17 protein-coding genes are annotated in these 24,201 nt (G+C 62.4%); 5 read left to right on the top strand and 12 right to left on the bottom strand.

The genetic code is table 11. From position 1 onward, the window contains the following. Positions 1-112: 112 nt before the first annotated feature. Together HS122_15795 and HS122_15790 are read right to left on the bottom strand one after the other, a co-directional pair. The gene (locus HS122_15795; protein ID MBE7539858.1) at positions 113-1,048 is read right to left on the bottom strand and encodes an NAD-dependent epimerase/dehydratase family protein; all 936 of its coding nucleotides are present in this window, start codon (positions 1,046-1,048) and stop codon (positions 113-115) included. Between the two features lies 1 nt (position 1,049). After that, positions 1,050-2,192, bottom strand: a complete 1,143-nt coding sequence (locus HS122_15790; GenBank protein MBE7539857.1) for an aminoglycoside phosphotransferase family protein — start codon at positions 2,190-2,192, stop codon at positions 1,050-1,052. Between the two features lie 234 nt (positions 2,193-2,426). Here HS122_15790 and HS122_15785 point away from each other — a divergent pair, with 234 nt between their 5' ends. The 4 genes from HS122_15785 to HS122_15770 all read left to right on the top strand — a co-directional run bounded on the left by HS122_15785 (position 2,427) and on the right by HS122_15770 (position 9,651). Beyond that, positions 2,427-5,495, top strand: coding sequence for a sugar lyase (locus tag HS122_15785; protein ID MBE7539856.1), 3,069 nt, complete (start codon positions 2,427-2,429; stop codon positions 5,493-5,495). Between the two features lie 23 nt (positions 5,496-5,518). Then, positions 5,519-6,892: a sulfatase gene (locus HS122_15780; protein ID MBE7539855.1), complete on the top strand. Its 1,374-nt coding sequence runs from the start codon at positions 5,519-5,521 to the stop codon at positions 6,890-6,892. Between the two features lie 171 nt (positions 6,893-7,063). Then, positions 7,064-8,404 (top strand): sulfatase, encoded by a 1,341-nt coding sequence (locus tag HS122_15775; protein MBE7539854.1) that lies wholly within the window; start codon positions 7,064-7,066, stop codon positions 8,402-8,404. Between the two features lie 59 nt (positions 8,405-8,463). Next, the gene (locus HS122_15770) at positions 8,464-9,651 is read left to right on the top strand and encodes a trans-2-enoyl-CoA reductase family protein (GenBank protein MBE7539853.1); all 1,188 of its coding nucleotides are present in this window, start codon (positions 8,464-8,466) and stop codon (positions 9,649-9,651) included. Positions 9,652-9,685: 34 nt separating this feature from the next. Here the strand turns inward: HS122_15770 and ndk are convergent, their stop codons facing one another. Both ndk and HS122_15760 read right to left on the bottom strand, forming a co-directional pair. Further along, on the bottom strand, positions 9,686-10,102 hold the full coding sequence (gene ndk / locus HS122_15765; GenBank protein MBE7539852.1) for a nucleoside-diphosphate kinase: 417 nt from the start codon (positions 10,100-10,102) through the stop codon (positions 9,686-9,688). 68 nt (positions 10,103-10,170) lie between these two features. Next, positions 10,171-11,361: a metallophosphoesterase gene (locus HS122_15760; GenBank protein ID MBE7539851.1), complete on the bottom strand. Its 1,191-nt coding sequence runs from the start codon at positions 11,359-11,361 to the stop codon at positions 10,171-10,173. A 196-nt stretch (positions 11,362-11,557) separates the two neighbouring features. Between HS122_15760 and HS122_15755 the strand changes: the two genes are divergently transcribed. Continuing rightward, positions 11,558-13,195 (top strand): alkaline phosphatase family protein, encoded by a 1,638-nt coding sequence (locus HS122_15755; GenBank protein ID MBE7539850.1) that lies wholly within the window; start codon positions 11,558-11,560, stop codon positions 13,193-13,195. 42 nt (positions 13,196-13,237) lie between these two features. Here the strand turns inward: HS122_15755 and HS122_15750 are convergent, their stop codons facing one another. The 8 genes from HS122_15750 to HS122_15715 form a co-directional block, all read right to left on the bottom strand. Next, positions 13,238-14,206, bottom strand: a complete 969-nt coding sequence (locus HS122_15750) for an RluA family pseudouridine synthase (GenBank protein MBE7539849.1) — start codon at positions 14,204-14,206, stop codon at positions 13,238-13,240. 99 nt (positions 14,207-14,305) lie between these two features. Further along, positions 14,306-14,479 (bottom strand): hypothetical protein, encoded by a 174-nt coding sequence (locus HS122_15745; GenBank protein MBE7539848.1) that lies wholly within the window; start codon positions 14,477-14,479, stop codon positions 14,306-14,308. A gap of 128 nt (positions 14,480-14,607) precedes the next feature. After that, entirely contained in the window at positions 14,608-15,261 is a 654-nt protein-coding gene (locus HS122_15740) for a hypothetical protein (GenBank protein ID MBE7539847.1), read from the bottom strand. Positions 15,262-15,294: 33 nt separating this feature from the next. After that, positions 15,295-16,755 carry an ABC transporter permease gene (locus HS122_15735; GenBank protein MBE7539846.1) on the bottom strand — a complete coding sequence of 487 codons (1,461 nt, stop codon included), beginning with the start codon at positions 16,753-16,755 and terminating at the stop codon, positions 15,295-15,297. Then, entirely contained in the window at positions 16,752-17,669 is a 918-nt protein-coding gene (locus HS122_15730) for an ABC transporter ATP-binding protein (protein MBE7539845.1), read from the bottom strand. Before HS122_15730 ends, HS122_15735 begins: the two co-directional genes overlap by 4 nt. 9 nt (positions 17,670-17,678) lie before the next feature. Then, on the bottom strand, positions 17,679-19,205 hold the full coding sequence (locus HS122_15725) for a hypothetical protein (GenBank protein ID MBE7539844.1): 1,527 nt from the start codon (positions 19,203-19,205) through the stop codon (positions 17,679-17,681). Between the two features lie 48 nt (positions 19,206-19,253). Beyond that, positions 19,254-20,801, bottom strand: a complete 1,548-nt coding sequence (locus tag HS122_15720; protein MBE7539843.1) for a DUF1501 domain-containing protein — start codon at positions 20,799-20,801, stop codon at positions 19,254-19,256. A 21-nt stretch (positions 20,802-20,822) separates the two neighbouring features. Beyond that, positions 20,823-24,077: a DUF1553 domain-containing protein gene (locus HS122_15715; protein ID MBE7539842.1), complete on the bottom strand. Its 3,255-nt coding sequence runs from the start codon at positions 24,075-24,077 to the stop codon at positions 20,823-20,825. Positions 24,078-24,201 lie beyond the last annotated feature (124 nt).

Genomic DNA, 24,201 nt, shown 5'->3' with positions numbered 1-24,201 from the left:
TGACGGCCGCGCCATCTTGTCATTCAATGCACTTCTTCTGTTTCCAAAGGCGGGGCGGAATTGGCGCGCGCGAAGTCAACGCAGAGCTTGGAGTGGGATGGCGCAGGCGCAATCATGACCCTTGCCCGGCCGTACTCCGATCGCGAAAGTACGCCAGTGTCTCCGCAAGGCCCTCTTCAAAGGAGCTGACCGGTCGAAAACCGGCGGCATGCAGGGCGTCGACGCTGGCCCGGGAGTGCCGCACATCCCCCGCTCGCTCCGGCGCGTGATGGATTTCCGAACGCGATCCCGCGCAGGCGATGATCTGACGGGCCAGCTCCAGCACGGTGATTTGGCCGCCATAGCCGGCGTTGAATACCCCCGTCAGCCCCGGGGTCGTCGCCGCAAAAATATTCGCCGCGGCAATATCCTTCACGTAAACGAAATCCCGCGTCTGCCCGCCGTCGCCATAAATGGTGAGCGGTTCATCCCTGAGCGCCTTCTGCATGAAGATCGGCACTGCGGCCGCATAGGCGCTGCCGGGATCCTGCCGCGGCCCGAAGACATTGAAGAAGCGCAACGCCACGGTCTCAAGCCGGCCGTCCTCGGCGAACTGGCGGCAGTAGTATTCTCCGTCCAGCTTCGTCACGGCATAGGGACTCCGCGGCTCGGGGAGCATGTTCTCCACCTTGGGCACGATCGGATTGTTGCCATAGACCGCGGCGGAGGAACTGAAGCACAGTTTGCGAACACCCGCATCCGCGGAGGCCTCCAGCACATTGAGCAGCCCGGTTACATTGAGAGCCACGCACTCGTGAATCTTCCCCACCGATTCCGGCACGCTGACCATCGCCGCCAGATGAAACACGTGGTCAACCCCACGCACGGCCGCACGCACCGCCTCGCGGTCAAGAATCGATCCTTCCACAAACTCCACCTTCAAACCCGCGAGATTGCGCCGGTGGCCGCTTCTCAGATTGTCCAGCACGCGCACCTCGGCGCGCCCCTGGAGCGCCTGTGCGATATGGCTGCCAATGAACCCCGCGCCGCCTGTGATGAGCGCCTTCATGTCAGCGTCCCCCGCCGCCCGCCGCCGCCTTCAACACGCGGTCCGCCAGCGCCTGCATCTCCGCCTCCTGCCGCTCGATGCTGGCCACGAGCGCAAACTGCGTCCGGCACCTGTCGAGATTGTGCTCCGGACGCTTCGTCTTGAAATACACATCCCCCTCGAGGTGATCGGTGAGAAACCGCAGTCCGATCTCGTAGGTGATGAGTTTTCCCGCGAACGCCAGATGAGCGCGCTCCGCGGCGTTGAGAAATGATCCGGCCGAGGCTGCGTAACCGGCGACGAGGCCTTCATAGATTTCCATGCGCATCGCGACCTTGGCGACATCGCGCTCATCCTCCGCCGCCGCGTTGGTGGCCGAGCGCACCATGTCGCCAAAATCATAGAGGGCTGATCCCGGCATGACGGTGTCCAGGTCGATCACGCACACAGCGTGCGAGGTCGCATCATCCAGCATCACATTGTTGAACTTTGTGTCATTGTGGGTGATGCGCTCCGGCATCTCCCCCCGGGCCATCAGGTCCAGGATCACCCCGGCGACCGGCTCGCGCGCCAGCGCGAAATCAATCTCCTTCTGAACCGAGCGCACCCGCCCCGCCCGGTCTGCAGCGACCGCCCGTTTGAGCAGCGCAAGGCGGGCGCGCGTGTCGTGAAATCCCGGTATGGTTTCGTGCAACCTGGCTCCCGGGAGGTCGACCAGCATTCGCTGAAACTCCCCGAAGGCGCGCGCCGCCTCAAACGCCTGCCGGGAATTCCCGACCAGGTCGTAGGTCCGCGCGTTTTCTATGAAAAGGTAGCACCGCCAGAACGCCCCGTGCTGGTCGCGATGCCAGGCGGCGCCGTCCCGCGCACGGACGAGCGTCAGCACGCTGCGCGAGTCGCCGCCTCCCTTTTCAGCTCCGCGAGCCGCGTGGTCGGTCACGCGCTGGATGTTCTCCATGAGCGCCGGCACATCCTTGAATATCCTGTGATTGATGCGCTGAAACAGGTAGCGCACCGTCCGCCCCGCCTGGTTCATCGAGATGACGAAGGTGTCATTGATGTGACCGCTTCCATAGGGCGCACCCTCGACAAAACGACCGTGAAGCTGAAACGCGCCGGCAACGCGTGCGAGCTCAACGGTCGGAAGGCTGGAGGGGTGGCTCATGGGCCTAGCTTCGGGGGAAATAATCGATTATGTCAAGTTATCATATTTTTTATCATAATAGATTCCGTTCATCGGGTGCATCGCAGAGACAAGCGGACCCGCGACCCCGCATGCCGCGAGCTCCCTTCGCTCCAATCCCGCGGAATTCGCCGGCTCAACGGCGCAAGTCGTGCAAGGTTTGACTCCGCGCCCGATTGAGGACTCAGGAGGATCATGCCCGCCGGATTTTTTCGGATGCCTCCCCGCGCCCTGGGAGCCCTCGCCGCCATTTCCTGCACAGGGATGGCCTCCGCCTCCACTTCGGTCCTCTCATTTGAGGACTCCACACCGCCCGCCTCGCTTCATGCAGGGGCCTCGGTGCGCGTCACGACCGAACACGCCAAGTACGGTCGGCAGAGTCTGCGGTGGGACTGGCGGGCCGGCGCCGCCCTTACCTTTTCCCACCCCATCGCATTCACGCCCTATGCGCCCGGTGCGGCAAACAACGCGCTCAGCACATTCATAGTCTGGGTCTACAATCCCGCTCAAAGGCCCGGCAACGTCCTGAGGTTTGAATTCGGACGCGGTTCGGAACGCAACTGCTGGTTCGACTTCGGACTCGACTTCACAGGCTGGCGCACCTGCTGGGTCGCCTTCGAACGCGACATGCAGGGCAAACCGGTCGACGGCATGGACACCCTGCGAATCGTCGCTCCCGAAGGGGGAAACGGCGGCACCCTGTTCCTCGATTCGATGGTCTTCTCGCAGCCGATCGACGCGCGACACCACACCCGCGACAGACAGGTGCCCTTTGTCAATTCCTGCCTGCCCACCGATGCCAACGACCACTGGCTCGGCCTGTACCGCTTCGACCGTGAACCCATTCCCTCCCTTCCGCTTCCGTCCGATGCGGTCAATGCCGCACGCACCCTTGCCCAGCGCTACGAGCAGCTCTTCTCACGCCCGACACGAGTCGATTCCACCGCCATGACCAGATTGCGCGCGCGTTTCAAGGAATGGGGAATCCGCCGCACCCCGGACGGCATCATCGGGCGCGCCGTGTCCTATCCCCATGAATACGCCGCCTACCCCGCGGGATCATTGGAGCGCACCGAATCGAGTCGAGGGAACGGGCTGCAGACCTGCTCCCGGCTTCTTTTCGATCTGGCCCAGGCCCATCGAAGCACGGGCGACTCCGGGTTCCGCGCGGAACTGCTCGGAATGTTCATGGACCTCAGCGATCACCTGCTGGACCAGGGCTGGGCCGACGGAAGCGGCATGGGCACGCTCCACCACCTCGGCTACAACAACCGGCTCTACTACCCGGCCCTCTTTCTCATGCGTGACGAACTGAGCGCATCGGGACGTCTCACCGAAGTCCGCAAGGCGATGGCGTGGCTCAGCGGCGTCGGCAAGGCCTATGGTCCGCTCGATGAAGTCAACGGTGTCAGTATCGACACTCTGAATACAACGCTCCTCGGCCAGATCGCCGCCCAGTTGATGATCGGGGACGAAAACGAGCGCGCGCGTGCGCTGCATGCCACCTCGCGGTGGCTTGGCCGCTCTCTTGAGCCCTGCATCGGACTCGCCGGTGGAATCAAGATCGACGGATCAATCCTTCACCACGCCAATCACTACCCCGCCTACGCCGAGGGCGGAATCCTCGGAGCGGCGCAGGCGCTCTGGCTTTTCGGGAACACCTCCCTGCGCGTGCCGGAACCCGGCCACGCGAGCCTCCGGCAGGCGATGCTCAATCTGCGGTTTCACAGCAACGTTCTGCAGTGGCCTCTCAGCCTCTCCGGGCGGCATCCTAACGCCACGTTCACCCTGTCTCCGGACCCCTACCGTTTTCTCGCGAACGCCGGCACACCGGACGGCCGAGAACCCTTCGATGCGGAGATCGGCGCCGTCTGGCGTCGCCTCGCCAATGCATCCGACTCCGTCCCCGCAGGTGAATCGTCCGCCATCTTCCCAAATCTTCCTCCTGTCGATCCGGAGCCTGCGCCGACCGGACACCTCACACTGAGCTACGCCACGACGGCGGCGCATCGCCGCGCCCACTGGCTCGTCACCGCGCGCGGCTTCAACCGCTACCTCTGGGGTTCGGAAATCTATCCCACCGCCAACGTCTTCGGACGGTACCTCGCCTACGGCCAGGTTGAAATTCTCGCAGGCGGCAGTCCCGTGAACCTCCATGACAGCGGCTTTTCTGAAAACGGCTGGGACTGGAACTGCTGGCCCGGCACAACCACGATCCACCTGCCGCTCGACCTCCTCCGCGCCCGCGTCAGGAATGTCGATGCTTACAGCGGCTTCGAGGAAATGCTGCTCAGCGACGAGGCGTTCGCCGGCGGCTGCAGCCTGGAGCATTCCAACGGACTCTTCGCCATGAAGCTGCACGAGCACGCGAAGTACGACGGATCGCATCGCGCCCGCAAATCCGTCTTCCTCCTTGAGGACCACATCGTGCTCCTCGGCACGGGCATCACAAACAGCGATGCGAACCATGACACCCGGACCACCCTTTTCCAGCATCACCTCCGGCAGCGAAACTCACCGGTGCCCGTCAACGACCAGTCGGTCATGGCCGACTTTCCCTCCCGATTCGAAAAGAACAACGCATACGGGACCCGGCTCGCCGACACCATCGGCAACGCCTACTTTGTCCTCTCGGACAGCACCCTCCGCATCGCCAAGTCGAACCAGACCTCGCGCAGCAACAACGACAAGCAGGCCACCTCCGGCGATTTCGTCCTCGCCTGGCTGGACCACGGCACAGCTCCCCAGGACGCTGGATACGCCTACGCCATTCTTATCCAGCCGTCTGCCCAGCGCCTGCGCGATTTCGGCGAGTCTCTTCATCAGAAGGGCGGCGCGCCCGTCCAAATACTCCGCCGGGACAATCACGCCCACATCGTCAGGGATCTCGAAACAGGCATACTTGCGATGGCCTGCTTCGAACCCGTCACCGACACCGGGCTCGCCGTGGAAGCGGTCGATACACCCGCGCTGGTCATGGTGCGTTCAAATGAAAGCGGCCTCACACTCAGCGTCTGCGACCCGGATCTTCACCTCTATGCCGGACGCGAGTCTGATCAGGTGACACCGGACGGGAGCCAGCGGGAGGTCAGCATCTACTCGAGAAAGTGGTTTCATGCCGCCAGTTCGCCCTCGCGCGTGCAGGTGAAACTCGCCGGCCGCTTCGTTGTCGTTCAACCAGAAAACCGCGTGCATGTCGTTTCCCACGAATCCGGCCGCACGACTCTCGAATTCACCTGCAGGGATGGACTGCCCGTCGAAGTCAAACTCGCCGCACAGCCCTGAGAATGGTTCAATCTCCAAACTTCATGAAAACTTCCATCGCCGCACTTGCCTGCCTGCTGCTGCTTTCTCCTGGAGCCGCGAAGGCCGCGCCGCCGAACATCATCTTCATTCTCATCGATGACATGGGTGCCGCCGACGGCGGATGCTTTGGCAGCCGCTACTATCAGACTCCGAATCTCGACCAACTCGCCGCCGATGGAGTCAAATTCACCCGGGCCTACGCATCCTGCGCAGTCTGCTCACCCTCCCGAGCGGCGATTCTAACTGGAAAGGCGCCGGCAAGACTTCATCTGACGGACTGGATTCCGGGTGAGAAGGAACCGGCCGGCAGCCGCCTGCTGCTGCCGGCCTGGCAGAAATCGCTGCCGCTTTCAGAGGTCACACTGGCTGAGGTTTTGAAGGCGCACGGCTACGCGACCGCGAGCATCGGCAAGTGGCATCTGGGAGGCGGTCACTCACCCAGGGACTACGGCTTCGACATCAACATCGGCGGCGGAGACACTGGCCAGCCCGCATCCTACTTCTGGCCATACGGAAGGAAAGGCCAGGCCCATGAGGTCCCGGGCCTCGCGGAGCGAGGCGGCAGTCCAGGCGAATACCTCACTGACCGGCTTACGAATGAGGCACTTCGTTTCATCGAGGATCATCGCACCCGGCCCTTCTTCCTCTACCTGCCTCACTATGCCGTGCACGGCCCGCTCATGGGCAAGCCGGAGGATATTGAGAACGCATCCAAGCACGCGCCTGCCGATGGCCAGGGCAACGCGGTCTATGCCGCGATGCTTCGAAGCGTGGATGACAGCGTGGGACGCCTGCGCCAGAAGCTGCGGGACTTACACCTCGAGGAGAACACCATTGTCGTCTTCACCTCGGACAACGGCGGTGCGGTGCATTTCGGAAATCCCCCGGCCACGGCCAATGGCGCTCTCCGCCTGGGGAAAGGCTACCCCTACGAAGGCGGGCTGCGCGTTCCCCTGCTCATGTGGGCGCCCGGTGTGAAACGCGGCACGGTCTGCGACACGCCCGTCATCAGCCATGATTTTCTGCCAACGCTCCTGGAGCTGGCCGGTCTGCCGCCCGTCTCCCATGCCATTGACGGCATGAGTTTCGCATCTGTGCTTCGAGGACACAGCGACCTGTCGCGCGACGCCCTCTTCTGGCACTACCCCCACTACTGGTTCGGCGGCAAGGTGTCCCCCTACAGCGTGGCGCACGTGGGCGACTGGAAACTCATTCGATTCTACGAGGACAATCATGAAGAGCTCTACAATCTGCGGGATGACCCCTCCGAGAAGGAGGATCTTGCCCGCACTCACTCCGAAAAACGCCGAGCACTGGGTACGCGTCTTGATCGCTGGCTGAAGGACGTCGGAGCACAGATGAACCCACCACGATAACCGACAACAACGCCTCCTCCGATGCAGGAATTCTTCCAACGATATACGCCATCCACCATCGTGCTTTTGCTGGCGGTGGGGTTCTTGGCGCCCTCAGGTCTCGGCGCGGGAAACGATTCCTCCGCCCCTCCCCCCAGGCGCCCAAACCTGCTTTTTATCTTTCCGGATCAGATGCGCCGTCAGGCCATGGGATTTGTTGGAGAAGATCCCGTCCATACGCCGAACATCGACCGCCTTGCGCGGGAGGGCATCTACCTGCCGCAAGCGACGTCAACCTATCCGTTGTGCACGCCATGGCGGGGCATGATGATGACCGGACGCTACCCTCCAGCCACAGGCATCGTGCACAACGCCAACTCCACGCGACCCAGCGTGTACCTGCGGCGAAACGAAGACTGCATCACCGACGTGCTTCATCGGGCCGGCTACAACATCGGCTACATCGGCAAATGGCATCTCACGCATCCGCATGAGCCCTACCTGCCCCAGGACCAACGGGAGAATGATGTCAAATGGGACGAATTCACTCCGAAGCAGGATCGGCATCACATCGATTTCTGGTACGCCTACAACGCCTACGACGAACACCTTCGCCCGCGATACTGGACAACCGATGCCGGGCGAAATGATTTTCACTACGTCGACGAATGGTCCCCCGCGCACGAAACGGACCTTGCCCTCCGCTACCTGGAGAACCGGGACGGCAGGATGCGTGATGCAACGAAGCCCTTCGCGCTTTGGATGTCGCTCAATCCGCCGCATTCGCCCTACGCGCAGATTCCACCCCACCTGCGCGAGCGCTATCACGGCAGGACCTGGCGCGAGCTCTTGAACCGCGACAATGTGCGACTGGAAGGCACAGGCTCCGCGGCACGCGCAGCGGTGCTCGACTATTTCGCCGCCATTTCAGGAGTGGATGAACAGCTCGGCCGCATCCTGGAGCTGCTGGACCGCCTCAATCTGGCGAAAGACACGGTTGTCGTCTTCACCAGCGACCATGGCGACATGATGGGCAGTCACGGCCTGATGAGCAAACCCTACGCCTTCAGGGAGGCGTTTGAAATTCCCCTGATCTTCCGCTGGCCGGGACACATCGCCCCGGGCGCCTCGGACGACCTGCTCATCGGCACCGCTGACCTGATGCCAACCGTGCTCGGCCTCATGGGGCTCAAGACCGCCATTCCCACGCAGGTCGAGGGCGCGGACTATTCCTCCGTGCTCCTCGGGCAGCCCTTCACAGCAAGGCCGAAATCATCGCTCTACATGGATGAGACCAATGGTGGACACCGGGGAATCCGCACCAACCTACATACTCTGATACTCAGCCAGGGCCGCGATGGTGAACCCCCCGTGCGCCTTTTCGACGACAAGGCGGATCCGTTCCAACTTCATGATATTTCAGCCGCCAATCCAAAGCTTGTCACTGAGCTGACCATGGAGGTTCAACGCTGGCTCGATCATATCGGTGACCGCTGGAGCCCTTCAACACCCCCGCCCGCGAGCCCGCGTTGAAGGCGTCCCGTTCTTTTCGGCTCTTGCACTTATGGGCGCAGCCTAAAATCTAAGCCCCCATGGTCATCAAGCCAAAGGTTCGCGGTTTTGTGTGCATTACGTCCCATCCCGAGGGGTGCGCGGCGCATGTAAACGAGCAGATCGCCTACGTGAAATCGAAGGGGCCCCTGACCAAGGGACCTCGGAGCGTTCTGGTCATCGGCGCATCCACGGGCTATGGCCTGGCCTCGCGCATTGCCGCCGCCTTCGGCTCAAATGCCAACACGCTGGGCGTGTTTTTTGAACGCCCGTCCGACGACGGACGACCGGCAACGCCTGGCTGGTACAACACGATCGCGTTCACGCAGGCGGCCCGCAACGCGGGCCTCAAGGCTTTCAACATCAATGGCGACGCCTTTTCCGACGAAATAAAGGCCCAGACGATCGACCTCCTGAAGCGGGAGTTCGCCCCGGTGGACCTCATCGTCTATTCCCTCGCTTCCCCGCGTCGCACGCATCCGAAAACCGGCGTCGTTCACAAATCAACCCTCAAGCCGATCAGCCAGACTTTCACCAACAAGACGGTCGACACCGACAAGGGCGTTGTCAGTCAGGTGACTATCGAGCCGGCTTCCGACGCCGAGGTCGCCGACACCGTTGCCGTCATGGGTGGCGAGGATTGGGAAATGTGGATCGACGCACTCATGGCCGCGGGTGTTGTCGCGCCGGGCGCAACTTCCGTGGCCTACAGTTACATCGGACCCGAGGTCACCTGGCCGATCTACAAGAACGGCACGATCGGCATTGCGAAGAACGACCTCGAGAAGTCGGCGCGGAAGATCGATGCAATTCTAAAATCCAACGGCTACGGCCGCGCATTCATCTCCGTCAACAAGGCCCTGGTCACGCAGGCCAGCTCCGCCATCCCCGTCGTGCCGCTCTACATCTCGATCCTCTACAAGATCATGAAGGCGCAGGGCACGCACGAGGGCTGCATCGAGCAGATGCAGCGTCTGTTTGCCACCCAGCTCTTCGGCGGTCGGGGCGCACAGTTTGACGACGCGGGCCGGGTCCGCGTCGACGATTGGGAGATGAGGCCGTCGGTCCAGGCCGAGGTCGCACGCATCTGGCCAGCCGTGACAACTGAAAATCTGAATGAATTGACGGACATCGCCGGCTACCGCGCCGAATTCCTCAAGCTTTTCGGATTCGGTCTTCCCGGCATCAATTACGACGCTGAGGTGGAGCCCCATCGACCGATGCTGTAGAAGGCGGCGCCCCGCCTTTTCGCCGGGACGCAGTCTATCCGAACAGCTCTTCGGGCTTGAAGAAACGCGCCAGTTCGATCCTGGCGTTCTCGTCGCTGTCCGATGCGTGCACGACATTCACCATCATGTCGGTGCCGTAGTCACCGCGAATGGTCCCCTTCGCCGCCTTCTTGGAGTCTGTCGGTCCCAGAAGGTCGCGGACCTTCGCGACGACATTGTCGCCTTTCAGCGCCGCGACGATCACCGGACGCGAGCTCATGAAACGCTCGATCTCCGGATAGAACGGCTTGGACGCGACATGCGCATAGTGATCGCGCAGGACCGCCGGTGTCAGGCGGATCATCTTCGCGCCAGCAATTTCAAATCCGGCCTTCTCCAATCTGCCCAGCACGTCTCCAACATGCTTCTGCTGCATGCAGTCTGGCTTCAGGATGATGAGTGTTTTCTGCATAAACGTCCAATCAAGCGCGGGGCGACCAACATTGAAAGCCTGATTTTACCCGCAAACCCACGTCGTTTTCACACCAGCGGCGAAAACGAGACATCATGTGCTGTTCCGCCCGTGAGATTGCGCACAACAATCCGCAGTCGGTCCGCATCCGCCGCGCCTTCCATCCAGGTGGCACGCTCGGGCTGGGGACCGCCGCCGATCAATTGCGCATAGGGAAACTCGGCTGTGGCCGGCATCCAGGTCGCGCGGTGGGTGTGGCCTGAAATGATCACCTGCGCTTTCCACGCCACAAGGGAGTCGTGCCATGCGGCCCGACTGCGACCGCTGTGCCGGTCGAAACCACGATTGGCATAGTCCTGCGGGCTTTCATCAGTCCACCTCAGCGGAATGTGACAGCACATGACGCGATACGGCGCGGTGGCGAACTCCGGAAGCTTGATGGTTTTCGCAAGCCACCGAGCCTGTTCCTTGCGCAGGCGGTCAAACGAAACGCGTCCCGCAAATGTCGGGTGGTCGTCGGGCTTGTCCTCTCCGGTGTCCATGAAGATGAAAGCGACCGGACCCGATCGGAATGCATAGAACGGCCGCCCACTCGGCGTCGCCACCATTTCAGGCATCCGAAAACCAAACCTGCCGCGAACATCGTGATTCCCCCAGGTCAGCAGCAGCGGCCTGCCGTCGGTGATGTCGCACTCGCCGGGATGCAGCAGTGTTGGCACGAGCAGATCCTCCGTCTTCCAGTCATTGCAGGTGTCGCCATTCCACAGGAGAAAATCCGCAGACGGTGTCTTCTCGTGCAGCGCCTTGATGGTAGGGTTGTTGATGTGGGTGTCGTTCCAGACGACAAATGACGTCGCACCCGCTGCAGGATCCAGCGTGCGGAACGGCTTCCAATCCGTCGTCTCCACAAGATCGCTTTCGGCTGCGGACGTCACCGCGCGGACCCGATAAGTCCGGCCCGGCTTCAGACCTGCGACCCGGACACGCAGCACCTTGTCTCCCTGCGGCACAAATCCAAATGCATCGGTGCCCGCCACGCCTTTTCCGCCATCCGCATCGAGCCATTCAATGCGCCCGCGGCATAGTGTCGTGACACCCCAGACCGCCTCGAAGCCATCCGGACGCGGTGCCATCAGCACCATCGGGGTCCGCGTCAAACGTCCGGCTGCTGCGGCGGACTGGGCGCGTGCCGAACCCGAAATCAAGGCGGCGCCAACGGCTCCGCCCGCAACCTGACTGATGAAGTGACGGCGTTTCATGCGAAAAGGGAAGCGGTTCCATCCAGCGACTTCAAGCACGCGACAATCCGCGCCACGCTGAGATGCGCTCTGTCTGTGCAGCTTCATACCCTTGCTGACATTCACCCGATTTCTCCAATATCCCGGCAGGGCCTTGCATCGTTTGCAAAAGGAACAATGGTGAACCCTCTGCGTCGTCTGACGCCGCCTTTCACCCATGCAATCCAAGCTTCGCACCCTCCTGATCGGACTGGCCGTCATCGGTTCCCCGATCGCGGCAATTGCTGCTGAACAGACCGACCGCGCGCTCGTCGTCGTGATCAGCCTCGATCAGTTCCGCGCCGACTACCTGAAACGATTCCGCCCGTTCTTCGGCCCGCGGGGTTTCAACCTGCTGCTCAATGAAGGCGCTGTCTATTCGGACTGCCATTTCAAGCATGCGTACACAATCACGGGACCCGGCCACGCAGTCATGCTCAGCGGCACGTACCCAAACACTCACGGCATCATCGACAACGACTGGATCGACCGCACCACGCTGCTCGGCACAAATTGCGTCTCGGATCCTTCTGTGTCGATCGTCGGACGCACCTTCTCCGGCAAGCCGCCGGAAGGCCGGTCACCGCGCAACCTGATGGTCACCACAGTGGGCGACGAGTACAAGCTCGCGCGCGGCGGCAGGCGGAAGGTCATCGGAATCGCCAACAAGGATCGCGCCGCAATCCTCATGGCCGGGCACCTCGCCGACGCCGCGTACTTCATGCAGGAGGGCTCGTTTGTCTCCTCAACCTACTACATGAACACGGTGCCCGGCTGGGTCGCCAACTGGAACCGCGCCGCGAAAGCGGATGCCTATTTCGGCAGGGTGTGGGACCGTATTCTTCCGCCCGCCGCCTACGAAATCCAGGGACCGGATGACATGGAAGGCGAATTCACGGGAGCCGGACTTGGCCGCACATTTCCCAAAACGGTCAATGGTGGAGACTCGAAACCCGGCGGCGCGTTCTACTCAGCCCTCGGATCAACGCCGTTCGCCAGCGAGCTGCTTGCCGACTTTGCCAGGACCGCCATCACGCGCGAGAACCTCGGCAAGCGCGGTGTCACCGACATCCTCTGCCTCGGCTTCTCCGTTCCCGACGCAATCGGACACAACTACGGACCAAACAGCCAGGAAGTCATGGACAACGCGGTGCGCACCGACCGGATACTCGCGGAGCTCTTTGAATTCCTCGACGGCTGGGTGGGATTGAACCGTTGCACAATCATTCTCACCGCCGATCACGGAGCCGCGCCCCTGCCCGAATACATTCAGGCGTCCGGACGTCCCGTGCCGAGCGGTCGCATTCGCTTTCGCGATGTCGCCCGCGCGGAGGAGGCAGCGCTCAACGCGCGTTTCGGCCCTCTCGCCGACAACGGGGCATGGCTCGTCGACTACGGGCTGATCCAGCCTTCGGCGTTGAAGGAAAAAAATCTTCATGCCGCGGAAGTCGAGGCGGTGATGCGCGATGCGGCGCTCACGCTGCCATGGGTCCAGGCCGCCTACACGAGAACCCAACTCGAACAAGGCGAGGTGCATGACCGGATCGGACACCAGGTGCTGCTGAGCTTCAACAAGGAGCGCAGCGGCAACCTGCTCGTCATTGTGAAACCCTACTACTTCCAGAAATCCGGCATGGGCATTTCACATGGTTCGCCGTACAACTACGACACGCACGTGCCATTGCTCTGGTACGGCGTGGGCGTGCCGCGCGGCGAGCACACCGAACGCGTTGGCGTCGATGATCTGGCTCCAACTCTTTCGCATCTGCTCGGGCTCCCCGCGCCTCCCAAAGCAAACGGCAGGGTGCTCTTCTGACCGACCATTGCGCGTCGTCAGCCAATGGCGAGGGGCATTCGGCTACGCAGGTCTTCGGGTTTGCTTTGCTTTCCGCCCGGCACCCACGGGCCCAGGTGACTTGTCAACCGCTTTCGCCCCGGCTCGAAGCTTCCTAAGCAATGCCTGAAAATCCTTCGGAAACGGAGCCCTCAAATCCAGTTTCCGCCCGGTGTGGGGATGGGTCACCACCAGGTGCTCCGCATGCAGCATCACTCGCTCCGCCGCGAGCTCAGGATGTCGCAGATCGGGTTTCCACCCGTACACCGCATCGCCGACGATGACATGTCCGAGATGCTTGAGATGCACGCGGATCTGGTGCGTGCGGCCCGTGTGTATGATGCAACGAAGCAGAGCCGCGTGCCCGCCAAACGCCTCCACCCGCTCCCAATCCGTGTGGGCATCGCGTCCTCCCTCGGATGTTTCCCGGATCGCCATCTTGTGACGATGCTGGGGATTCCGTCCAATCGGTTTGACAATGCCGCCGCTGAGCAGCGGCGGCACACCCTGCACGAGCGCGAGGTATTCCTTCCGCAGCGCCCTCTCTGAAAACTGGGCGCTCAGCGCACGGTGCGCGGCGTCGGTCTTCGCCACAAGCATCACTCCCGAGGTCTCACGATCGAGGCGGTGAACAATGCCGGGACGCTCCACCCCGCCAATCCCGCTCAGCGAGCCCGCGCAATGTGCGAGCAGCGCATGCACAAGCGTGTCCTCCCCCGTGCCCGCACCCGGGTGCACCACCATGCCCGCTGCCTTGTTGATCGCAAGGATGTGCTCATCCTCAAAGAGGATCTCCAGCGGAATCTCAACCGGCCGCAGCTCCAGCGTTCGATTTTCAGGGAACGAGAATGCCAGCGCATCTTCGGGAAGAAGCATCGTGTCCTTCGAGAGCACGCTCTCCCCTCGCCTCACTAGTCCCGCGTCAAAGGTTCGCTGGATCGCGGCGCGGCTGAACTCGGGAAAGGCGGCCGCGAGCGCCTTGTCGGCCCGCATGCGGCGGGCGTCGGGTGGATGCCGGTAGGCTCTTACGTCATTTGACACGCAGCCCCATGGTCATGCTCATGCATGCACCCAAGGGCAAGCGCCGTCCGATCAACGCGGCATCGCGTCAGGATTGGCCACCGAATCAATCGCAGGCACCTGAACCGTGGCGGCATAGTCGCCCGCGTCATTCTGCGCTGTCGGAGTCGAGTGATCCATGAATGCAGCAACGATGCCTGCAAACAGGGTTACGGCCACAAGGTTGTGAAGAATTGAGTAGTTCATGGAATGATTGGTTACAGGGTCCATGACGGCACAACCCGCCCGTTTGGTAACAACACCCGCACACATTACCCAGGAAAATTCCTGCGGTCCTGCGTAACCGCCGCACGCCACCTGACGTCGTCCCGGAATCACACCGGGTGATTCACCCCGTCAGGCCGGTGCTTTTTCCTCAGCCAGAGCCAGAGGATTGCCGACGCCAGCATTGTTCCAAGAAAGGCGAACACCGCCGTTTGGAAAGAATCGTCGGCCGAAACCGAATAGATCAGCGACACCGCGAGGTTCGGCAGCAGCGTGAGCAGCACGATCCGTTTCAGTGGAATGCCCATGGCCGCAGCCACGATGACCGACGTCTCAGCCAGCACCGGCACGCTGCGAAGACACGCAAGCGTGAGCGCAAGCCTGGTCTGCAATGCCTCGCGCAGGCGAACGAGCTCCTGGTCGGGAAAAAAGCGCGGCGCAATGCGGCCCACGGCAACGCGGCCGAACCAGCCGGCGGCCAGCACGCCCGCTGTCATGCCCAGGGTGCCGCCAACAATGCCGGCGATCGTCCCCGCCTTCGCGGCCAGAAACATGATGACGAGCGTCGCCGGCACGGGAGCCACCGAATCCGCCGCAAGCAGGATGATCGCAATCGCCACCAGCCACTCCACCCTGTGCTCCTGTGCATTGAGCAGCGGCATCACAAAATCCTCCCCCCAGATCACAAAGGGCGCGCACACCAGCGCCATCACAAACAGGACAAACAGTACCATTCTGACCAGACGAAAGGAAGGTGACTTCATGAATTTTCCAGGCCGACCGCGTCCGACCGCACGCTAGTCGGTCGTTCTCCCGGTCAAACGCGCGATGAACTTGATCGCGTAAAGATACGCCCGCTCCCGCACGACCCAAGTGTCGCCCACGGTTCCTGAAATTCCAATGTCACTCACACCTGACATGACCGTGCCTTCGTCCGGATGCAGCGCTATCCAGGTGAGGATCTTGATGAGCTCGTCCTTCGGATACGTTTCCGAGAGGAACTCGAATACAACGACCGGAACATAACGCTCAACGGGCATCTGGATCGCATCGGGAACCGCGGCAATGTAGAGATAGTTTCGAATCGCCTGAATCTCGTCCGGAACCAGACCAGGTTTCCAGGTCGCGATGTTGCGTCGCACCGCCTCAATCTCCGGCGCCGAGTAGTCATCAGGCTGCTCGTCGCTTGCGGCAAATGGCGCGACAACTCCGCGGTCCGGCGGCACGTTGAAATCGAGCCCGGCTGTCTGCTCCGGGGTGATCGAGGCCCACACTGGCTTCGGAGTTGGACGTGGCGTGGGCGAAGGTGTGGGTGTGGGCATGGGGATCGGGCTCGGCGCGAGCGTCGGGACCGGGACCGGCGCCGGCGCGGGTGTTGATGCCGGCTCCGGCTTTCGGACCACGTCGGACGCCGTGTCCGGCCCGTCCTTTGACAGAACAGCCACACCCTTCCATTCCGCAAGCGCACCCGAAGCCATCCACGCAGCCAGCGGAACGAGCAGCCATGACTTTCCAGGCATCCGCGAAAAGCGCTGCTGGGTGTCCCAGCGGAAGAGCTTCGCACCAGTTAGAAATCCGGCCACGCCCATCAGCGTGAGGACGATCAGGGAAAAACCGACGGCTGAAAAACCGCCACCGGTCACGCACTGCTGGATCGCTCCCACCGCATAACGTCCGGGGAAAAATGCGGAGAGGTGCTGCGCCCATTCCGGCAGACTCACAAGCTGCACCGCAACACCACCAATGATGAGCATCGGCAGAAAGATGCACTGTCCCAGCGCCTGAACCGCGGGAACGGTGTCGGCCATCATCGCAAGCACCAGACCCAGCCCGATGAACGAGAGCGTCACGCAGGAAAACACCACGGCCAGGGCCAGCGGGTGCCCCGGCGCGGTCATGCCCACGGCGAGCGCCGCGCCAAGCTGCACCAGCCCGGCTGTTGCAATGATCACGAATCGCGCAAGGACCGTGCTTGCCACAAAAAGCCCCGTCGACATCGGAGCCAGGCGATACCGCTTCCAGACCCCACGCTCACGTTCGCTGACCAGTGTGGTCGGCAGTCCGAAGCACGCCCCGCCCAGCACACTCACAGTCAGCAGTTCGCCCATGTGATGAAGCAGGGGAATCTTCTCGTGCCGATAGAGAACCCAGAATGCCAGCAGGAAAACAAGCGGAAACAGGTAGCCGTAGATCAGCGCCATGCGATTCCGAAAATGCAGGCGGATGCACACGTTCAGGTGTTGAAGGAATCCGCTCATGATTTTCCCCGGGCGGTGAGTTTCAGGAAGACATCCTCAAGCGAGGACCTTCGAACCTGCAGTTCGACAATTTCCACGCGCTCGCGCACGAGTTTCTCCGCCAGTCCGGCCACTGCCTCACTCGCTGACGCCGTGAGAAAACGATACTCCACATCCGATCCGGTTATCTCGCCAACCCCCGGAAGCGCCTCGATCCATGCTTTCGGCACGGGGCGGTCACACTTCAAGGCAACTGTCTGCGCCGTATCCAGACCCGCCATCAGTTCTCCCGGTGTGCCACTGGCAATCACCACGCCGCGATCGATGATGGCGATCCTGTCGCAAAGTTTTTCTGCCTCTTCAAGATGATGCGTGCTCAGCAGTATCGTGCGACCCTCCGCCTTCATGCGCAGGATCTCCTCATGAAGCTCCTGCCTTGCGTGCGGATCGAGCCCCACCGTCGGCTCGTCAAGGATCAGCACCTGCGGTCGGTTCACAAACGCCATCGCCAGGGCCAGCCGCTGGCGCTGCCCGCCAGATAGCGCGTCGAAGGGCATGTCAGCCTTCTCCTCCAGTCCGAAGCGCGAAAGCAGGGCCTGCACCTCCTCCTGCTCACGGTAAAACGCACCAAACAGCGTCAGCGCCTCCCGCGAAGTCAGCTTGTCCTGAAGCGACGTGCTCTGCAGCGCCACCCCGATCCTTTCCTTCACGGCCCGGGGATCTTTCCGTGCATCGACTCCCGATATCGAGAATTCCCCGGCGTCAGGTTCGCGCAGTCCGACCAGGCACTCCAGTGTCGAGGTTTTTCCCGCGCCGTTCGGTCCGAGCAGTCCGAAGATCTCGTTGGGTAGAACCGTGAAACTGACTCCGCGAACCGCCTCGACCGCGCCGTAGCGTTTGCGCAGCCCCCTCACCTCCACTGCCGGCGCACTCATCATTTCAGCTCAGTGCGTGGCGGGCGCGGGCTGGGAGCCGGCGGTCTCTTCAGAAATGGGCGTGGCACCGTAGATCGTCAGTCCATCGCGTCGCACAAGCCCCGGCGGCAGGCCCGCTGGATCAACCTGCGAATCCGTGACGTTCAGAATCTCAAGCTTGTCAAGCGCCGCGACAGGACGGAGCCCCTCGGCGGTGACAGCGGTCGCCGTGAGATCGAGGTGGCGCAGATTCTTCCAGGTTGAAATCGAGGCGAGCCCCTTGTCAGTGACCCGGGTGCGCGCGAGTTCAGCCTCGACGATCACATCCGACAGCGGAGCCAGCGCCGCGATTGCGTCATCAGTGCAATGAGCCGGTGCGCTCGCCGTGCGGACGACAAGGCCATCACCCGGCTGTTGCGACCTGGCGACGACCCGGATCCCAAGCCGCTCTGCCAGCGCTTTCGCCACTTCCAGCCTGGGTCGATAGTCAGGCGCCCAAGCCACGGCTTCGTTCTGTTTTTCCTCCGGCGGAGACGGCGCCTGGCTGAAGCTGCTCAACGGAGCGGTTTCAGACGCACCCGCTGCAATCCAGAGCTCAATCCACTTGGTCTCCGTCGCCGTGAGCGGCTTCTTGTTCCCGCCAGGCATGAACTCCTCGTCGTCGTGCGGAAGTGTGATGCGACGATATAGCTCGCTGTCGTCCAGCTTTCCCGCGACTACCGCAGGGCCGCTGTCGCCGCCCTGCAGCATGAGCGCATAGGTGTCCAACCGCAGTCCTCCCTTCGTCTTCTTGGGACCGTGGCAGGACCGACAGGTCCGCTCCAAGGCAGGTTCAATCCGCGCATTGTAGAACGAGATGTCCTCTTTGTCCGCTTTCTCCACCACGGGCGCTCCATCCGACGCGCCGGGCGGAACGGAGGGGCCGGGCGCGGACTTCAGGAACGGCGCTCCGACCGGCAGACCAAGCAGCGATCGCAGTGCGGATGGCATGTATTCGGTCAGGTACTTGTCGCCATAGATCAACTGCCCGCCCTGATGCGCCGTGAACGCCATGACTCCTACCGCGAGCATGAGCACAGGCGCATAAAGAATGCCAAAACCCCAGAAGCCGTCGATCTGCCACCGTCTGCGAAGGAGCAGCGCGAGCAGGCAGATCAGGGAGAGTGCGCACCCGCTCCACATGTGCGCAATGACAAGGTCCCCCTTGTAGCCGCCAAAGCGCGCCAGCAGCCAGCCAAGTGCGGTCCCAAGAATCGCCGTCGCGGTGGCGATCCAGAGCAGGAATGCGGGTGCGCCTCTAAGGGCGTGGCCGCGGCGGAAGAGTGCGCAGACTTCGATCACGGGAAGGAGAAAAAGAAGGGCGATGGGGAAATGAACGACAAGCGGATGAAATCGTCCGATGAACTGCGGGAGCGTGGAGCGTTGCGCGCCGTCTGGAGGGAAAGCGAGCGAAAGCAGCGCAAGCAGCACGATCGCTGAGAACCAGAAGACGCCGGCAAGGGGACGGTGGGAGCTTCCGCGGGAAACACGTTTGGAAATTTCTGCTGTCTCGGGCATGCGTCAGGACGGGATAGTCCAACTACCCTGCCGTTTTCCCGCGCGGCGTCACGCCAGCAAATCGTAAATCACTTCAGCCGGCAAAACGCCGGTCATGCGCTGGTCGAGCCCCTGGAACTTGAAAGTCAACTTGTTGTGATCAAGTCCGAACTGATGGAGGATCGTTGCATGCAGATCGCGGATGTGGACGGGATCCTTCGTGATGTTGTAGGAAAAGTCATCGGTTTCCCCGTACGTGAATCCACGCTTCACCCCGGCTCCCGCCATCCACATGCTGAAACAGCGCGGGTGATGATCGCGGCCGTAATTGTCGCGCTTGAGCCCGCCCTGCGAATACACCGTGCGCCCGAACTCACCGCCCCAGATGACCAGCGTGTCGTCAAGCAGCCCGCGCCGCCTGAGGTCCGTGATGAGCCCGTAGGTGGGCCGGTCGCAGTCCTCGCACAGCGCCGTGAGGCGGCTGGGCACCTCGCCGTGGGTGTCCCAGCTCCGCAGGAATATCTGCGTGAACCGCACGCCGCGCTCCGCCAGCCGGCGCGCCATGAGGCAGTTGTACGCAAACGTGCCGCGCTCCTTCGCCTTCTCTCCGTACAGATCCCAGGTCGACTTCGGCACCTTCGAGACGTCGGTCAGCTCCGGCACCGACGTCTGCATGCGGAACGCCATTTCATACTGGGCAATGCGCGCGTTGATCTCGGGGTCGCCGACACGCTCGAAGAGATCGCGGTTGAGCGCATTGACTCCATCGATCATCGTCCGCCTGGCCTCCCCATCGATCCCGGCCGGGTTCTGCAGATAAAGCACGGGGTCGCCGCCCGGCCGCAAAGTCACCGCCGCATGCTCGGGCGATAGAAACCCGGAGGACCACAGACGATTTGAAAGGGCCTGCACGTTCTTCGTCACAGGCATCTTCGATGTCAGCACGACAAAGGACGGCAGTTCGTCATTGATCGCTCCGAGGCCATATGAGAGCCACGATCCCAGCGAGGGCTTGCCCGCAAACATGTTTCCCGTGGTGATCTGCAGGATCGCCGGCTCGTGATTGATCGCCTCGGTGTGCAGCGACTTGATGACCGTCAGCTCATCCGCCACCTTCGCCGTCCAGGGAAAGAGATCGGACACCCACATCCCGGACTTGCCGTATTGCTTGAATCCAAACGGACTCGGGGCGATCGGCAGCCGCGCCTGGCTCGCGGTCATGCCCGTCAGCACCTGCCCGCCGCGCACGGACTCCGGAAGGTCCTTGTCGAAGAGGTCCGACAGCATCGGCTTGTAGTCCCACGTTTCGATCTGCGACGGCGCACCGGCCATGAAAAGATAAATCGCGCGCTTCGCCCTCGGCGCAAAGTGGGGCACGACGCTCTGCCGCGAGGTCATGTTCGCAAAGGCCTGGGGCATGCTCCTGCCGAGGATGCTCGCCAGCCCGGCCCACGCCAGCGCCTTGCCCGTGCGCCCGAGAAAATGGCGCCGCGTCTCCAGTTGCAGCCACTCCCGCTTCAGGGAAAGAGGAATGGGAAGATCCCAGACCGTCGGCCCCTCCCCGGCATGGTCCGAGCAGAGATGGGCATGGGGGTCGTGTTGATCGTGCAGGTGCATGTGCCGTGAAAATTCCAAGGATTACTTTGTCAGGAATTCATCGAGATTGTAGAACTGGCTCGCCACCATCGTCCAACTGGCAAGTTCGACGGGATCGAGCCCGGAGTCGGCCACGCTCTCGCCCACCGCAAGAAACTCTCCGGACGCTCCCTTGGACTCGCGGAAGTAGCGCATGAATCCGTCGAGCGACTTCGCAATCACCGCGCGCTCGCCAGCGTCGAGGCGCCGGCCGAGTGTCAGCATCGCCAGCATGTCGATGCGCGCCTCCGCACCCGTTTGTGCATGCATGGCCCGCCCGGCCATTGTGCGCGCGGCCTCAACCCACTGCGTGTCGTTCATGGTCACAAAGGCCTGGAGGGGCGTGTTGCTCCGCGCGCGCCGCACACAAACGGTCTCGCGCGACGGTGCATCAAACGTTTCCATGCTCGGCGGCGGCGATGCCCGCTTCCAGAACGAGTAGAGGCTGCGCCGGTACAGGCCCGCCCCCTGGTCGTCGACATACGACTTCGTGTTCGATTCCGGCATTGCCACCTCTTCCCAGACTCCCGGCGGCTGGTACGGCTTCACGGGAGGGCCCCCCAGCTTGTCAACGAGAAGACCCGATGTGGCGAGCGCCGCGTCGCGCAGGATCTCACCATCCATGCGGAAGCGGGGGCCGCGCGAAAGAAGCCTGTTGGCCGGGTCCTTCAGAAGCTGTTCCGGCGTCACCCGGGACGTCTGCCGGTACGTGGCCGATGCCACAAGCAGGCGGTACATGCGCTTCACGTCCCACCCACTTTCGCGAAATTCCACCGCGAGCCAGTCCAGCAGCTCCGGATGCGAGGGCTTGGATCCCATCACCCCGAAATCGCCGGGTGTATCCACCAATCCAGTACCGAAGATCTCCTGCCACATCCGGTTCACCGTGACGCGCGCAAAGAGAGGCTGTTCGTCCGTCAGAAGCCAGTCAGCCAGACCGGCCCGGTCATCGCGCTCGCCGGCGGCGAGCGGCGGCAGGAAGTGGGGGGTCAGCGGCGGCACGCGGCCCATTCTTGCATAGTAGTCGCCGCGCTTGAGGATGTCCGACGACCCCGGTGTCGGTTTCTCGCGCGCAATCAAAGTCGGCACTCCGTCCTTGCCGTACTGCCCGATTGCATCGTCCAACAGAGCGATCTCCGACGCCGTCTCCATCGCCTCCGTGTCGATCGTGCCCTCAAAGAAACGGTCGACGAGCATGTCCTTCTCCTCGGGCGTCCAGGTGGACATGTCAGGACTGCGGGCCACGATTTCCGCGGCGACAGCCTCAAGGGGCAGGCGGGTGACCTCGTCCGGAGTGAGTTCGCGGCGATAGATCCTCACATCCTGAAAGGACGTTTCACGCAGGGGTTCCCCATCATCCCGCCGGCCCAGTTGCGTCGTCGCCTGTGTGGCGATGCTCGCACCGGCCAGGCTGTCCCTTCGAATCTCCATGGCGACCGGCTTGCCATTCACGTAAATGCGCACGCCCGCCGCCCTGCCCGACCCGTCGTAGGTGAAAAAGACATGCGCCCAGTCGAAGGCGATGACGCGCTCCATGGTGGTCACCTCGATGGATTTTTCGCCCTCCCCGTGGGAAAGCGTGAGCGTCAGTCGCTGATCATTCTGGTACAATTCCCACCCCTGGGTCTGCTTCGATCCGGTTTCGCGCATGCGGGAAATCAGCGCGCCCGAGCCCGTGCTGCCTCCGCCGACCTTCTGGCGCCGCAGCACCCAGCCTCCACCGGAAAATGCCTGCGATCCGTCCACCGCGCCGACCTGTCCCAGCGGGAGCTGACTCGCGATATCCATGCGCATGCTCGGCCAGAAAAGTGCGTTCTCCCCCCACACCAGCGGATTGGTGTCAGCCTTGAAACTCGCGGTGCCGGCGTTGGGTGCGGAGTTTGCGACAACATCACCCTTGCCTTCATCGAGGCGCAGGCGCAGCTCGAGCTGATCGTCTGAAACCGAATGGAGCTTGTTGCCCGCCGCAAGCCAGGCGGCGAAGCGCCCGTCAGCGGTGCGCCGCAAATCATCCAATCGGGCCTGGAGCCTGCCACGCCAAGCCACTGCACCGTCCATCGCGGCGCGGGACTTGGCATCCGGCAGCCAGATGACGGGATCCGGATCCGCCACATTGAGATCCCACGCCTTTTCAGCCGTGTTTCCAAGAAATGCGGCAAGGCCGTAAAAGTCCTTCTGGGTGATGGGATCGAATTTGTGATCGTGACACGCCGCGCAACCTGTGGTCAGACCGAGAAACGTGACCCCAAAGGACTCCACGCGGTCGCGGGTCTGGTTGACAAAAACTTCCTCGGGAATCGTGCCGCCTTCATTGGTAGTCAGATTGCAGCGCATGAACCCCGTGGCCACGATCTCCTCGATCGATTTCGCGGGCATGAGATCGCCCGCCAGCTGCTCGCGGACAAAACGATCGAACGGCTTGTTGGCGTTGAAAGCCCGGATGACATAGTCGCGATAGGGCCAGATCGATCGCAGGTTGTCGAAATGCAGGCCGTGCGTATCCGCGTAGCGGATATAGTCGAGCCAGTAGCGGGCGCGATGCTCTCCATAGTGCGGGCTCGCCAGCAGGCGATCGACCGCGCGCTCATAGGCGTTGGGCGCCGTGTCGGCCGCGAACGCGGCGACCTCACCCGGTGTCGGCGGCAGTCCCGTGAGGTCAAAGGTGACCCGGCGCAACAGGCTGGAGCGATCGGCCTCGGGCGACGGCTTGAGGCCAGCCTTGGCGAGTCGTTCGAGAATGAACGCATCCACAGCTGAACGCGCTCCGGCAACCGCAGTCCCCGCCGGCACCTTGGGTCGAACCGGCGCGATGAACGCCCAGTGCTCCTGATACTCGGCGCCTTCCTTGACCCACTGGCGCAACAGCGCGATCTCGGCAGGTTTGAGGGTCTTGTGCGCCTCAAGCGGAGGCATCCGCTCATCCTCATCCTCCGACTCAATTCGCTGCACCAAGGCGCTCTTTTCCGTGTCGCCGGGAACGATCGCGGGACCACGATCCTTGCCCGGCGCGTACGCGGACTCGCGGCGGTCCAACCTCAGCCCCGCCTTGCGCGACCCCGGATCCGGCCCGTGACATTGGTAGCAGTTTTCAGCCAGGATCGGCTGAATGTGCTCATTGAAGGCAAGCCTGCCTTTGACATCACTGGTCTCCGCAGCACCGCTGCCCCTGACCGCAAAGATCGCCAGAAAAACAAACGCTGCATGAATCGGGTCGCGCACGCGTTGAAAATTCGATGCTGAAAAGCGGGTATCACTCATGAAAACAAGCCGGCAGGAACCGGGGAAAACCTACCGTCGTCAAGTCCAAGGCCAAGCGCTATCCCTCGTAACTCCAAGAAAACTGCACAGTGATGAAATTTCATCGACAAGCTGCTGCCCAACG

This window comes from Opitutaceae bacterium (assembly GCA_015075305.1).
GTDB lineage: Bacteria > Verrucomicrobiota > Verrucomicrobiia > Opitutales > Opitutaceae > UBA6669.
This window is presented reverse-complemented; position numbering and strand designations above follow the sequence as displayed.

Coding starts and splice junctions, on each gene's coding strand:
- HS122_15795 (MBE7539858.1), bottom strand. CDS start 1,048: ATGAAGGCGCTCATCACAGGCGGCGCGGGGTTCATTGGCAGCCATATC.
- HS122_15790 (MBE7539857.1), bottom strand. CDS start 2,192: ATGAGCCACCCCTCCAGCCTTCCGACCGTTGAGCTCGCACGCGTTGCC.
- HS122_15785 (MBE7539856.1), top strand. CDS start 2,427: ATGCCTCCCCGCGCCCTGGGAGCCCTCGCCGCCATTTCCTGCACAGGG.
- HS122_15780 (MBE7539855.1), top strand. CDS start 5,519: ATGAAAACTTCCATCGCCGCACTTGCCTGCCTGCTGCTGCTTTCTCCT.
- HS122_15775 (MBE7539854.1), top strand. CDS start 7,064: ATGCGCCGTCAGGCCATGGGATTTGTTGGAGAAGATCCCGTCCATACG.
- HS122_15770 (MBE7539853.1), top strand. CDS start 8,464: ATGGTCATCAAGCCAAAGGTTCGCGGTTTTGTGTGCATTACGTCCCAT.
- ndk (MBE7539852.1), bottom strand. CDS start 10,102: ATGCAGAAAACACTCATCATCCTGAAGCCAGACTGCATGCAGCAGAAG.
- HS122_15760 (MBE7539851.1), bottom strand. CDS start 11,361: ATGAAACGCCGTCACTTCATCAGTCAGGTTGCGGGCGGAGCCGTTGGC.
- HS122_15755 (MBE7539850.1), top strand. CDS start 11,558: ATGCAATCCAAGCTTCGCACCCTCCTGATCGGACTGGCCGTCATCGGT.
- HS122_15750 (MBE7539849.1), bottom strand. CDS start 14,206: ATGCGGGCCGACAAGGCGCTCGCGGCCGCCTTTCCCGAGTTCAGCCGC.
- HS122_15745 (MBE7539848.1), bottom strand. CDS start 14,479: ATGAACTACTCAATTCTTCACAACCTTGTGGCCGTAACCCTGTTTGCA.
- HS122_15740 (MBE7539847.1), bottom strand. CDS start 15,261: ATGAAGTCACCTTCCTTTCGTCTGGTCAGAATGGTACTGTTTGTCCTG.
- HS122_15735 (MBE7539846.1), bottom strand. CDS start 16,755: ATGAGCGGATTCCTTCAACACCTGAACGTGTGCATCCGCCTGCATTTT.
- HS122_15730 (MBE7539845.1), bottom strand. CDS start 17,669: ATGAGTGCGCCGGCAGTGGAGGTGAGGGGGCTGCGCAAACGCTACGGC.
- HS122_15725 (MBE7539844.1), bottom strand. CDS start 19,205: ATGCCCGAGACAGCAGAAATTTCCAAACGTGTTTCCCGCGGAAGCTCC.
- HS122_15720 (MBE7539843.1), bottom strand. CDS start 20,801: ATGCACCTGCACGATCAACACGACCCCCATGCCCATCTCTGCTCGGAC.
- HS122_15715 (MBE7539842.1), bottom strand. CDS start 24,077: ATGAGTGATACCCGCTTTTCAGCATCGAATTTTCAACGCGTGCGCGAC.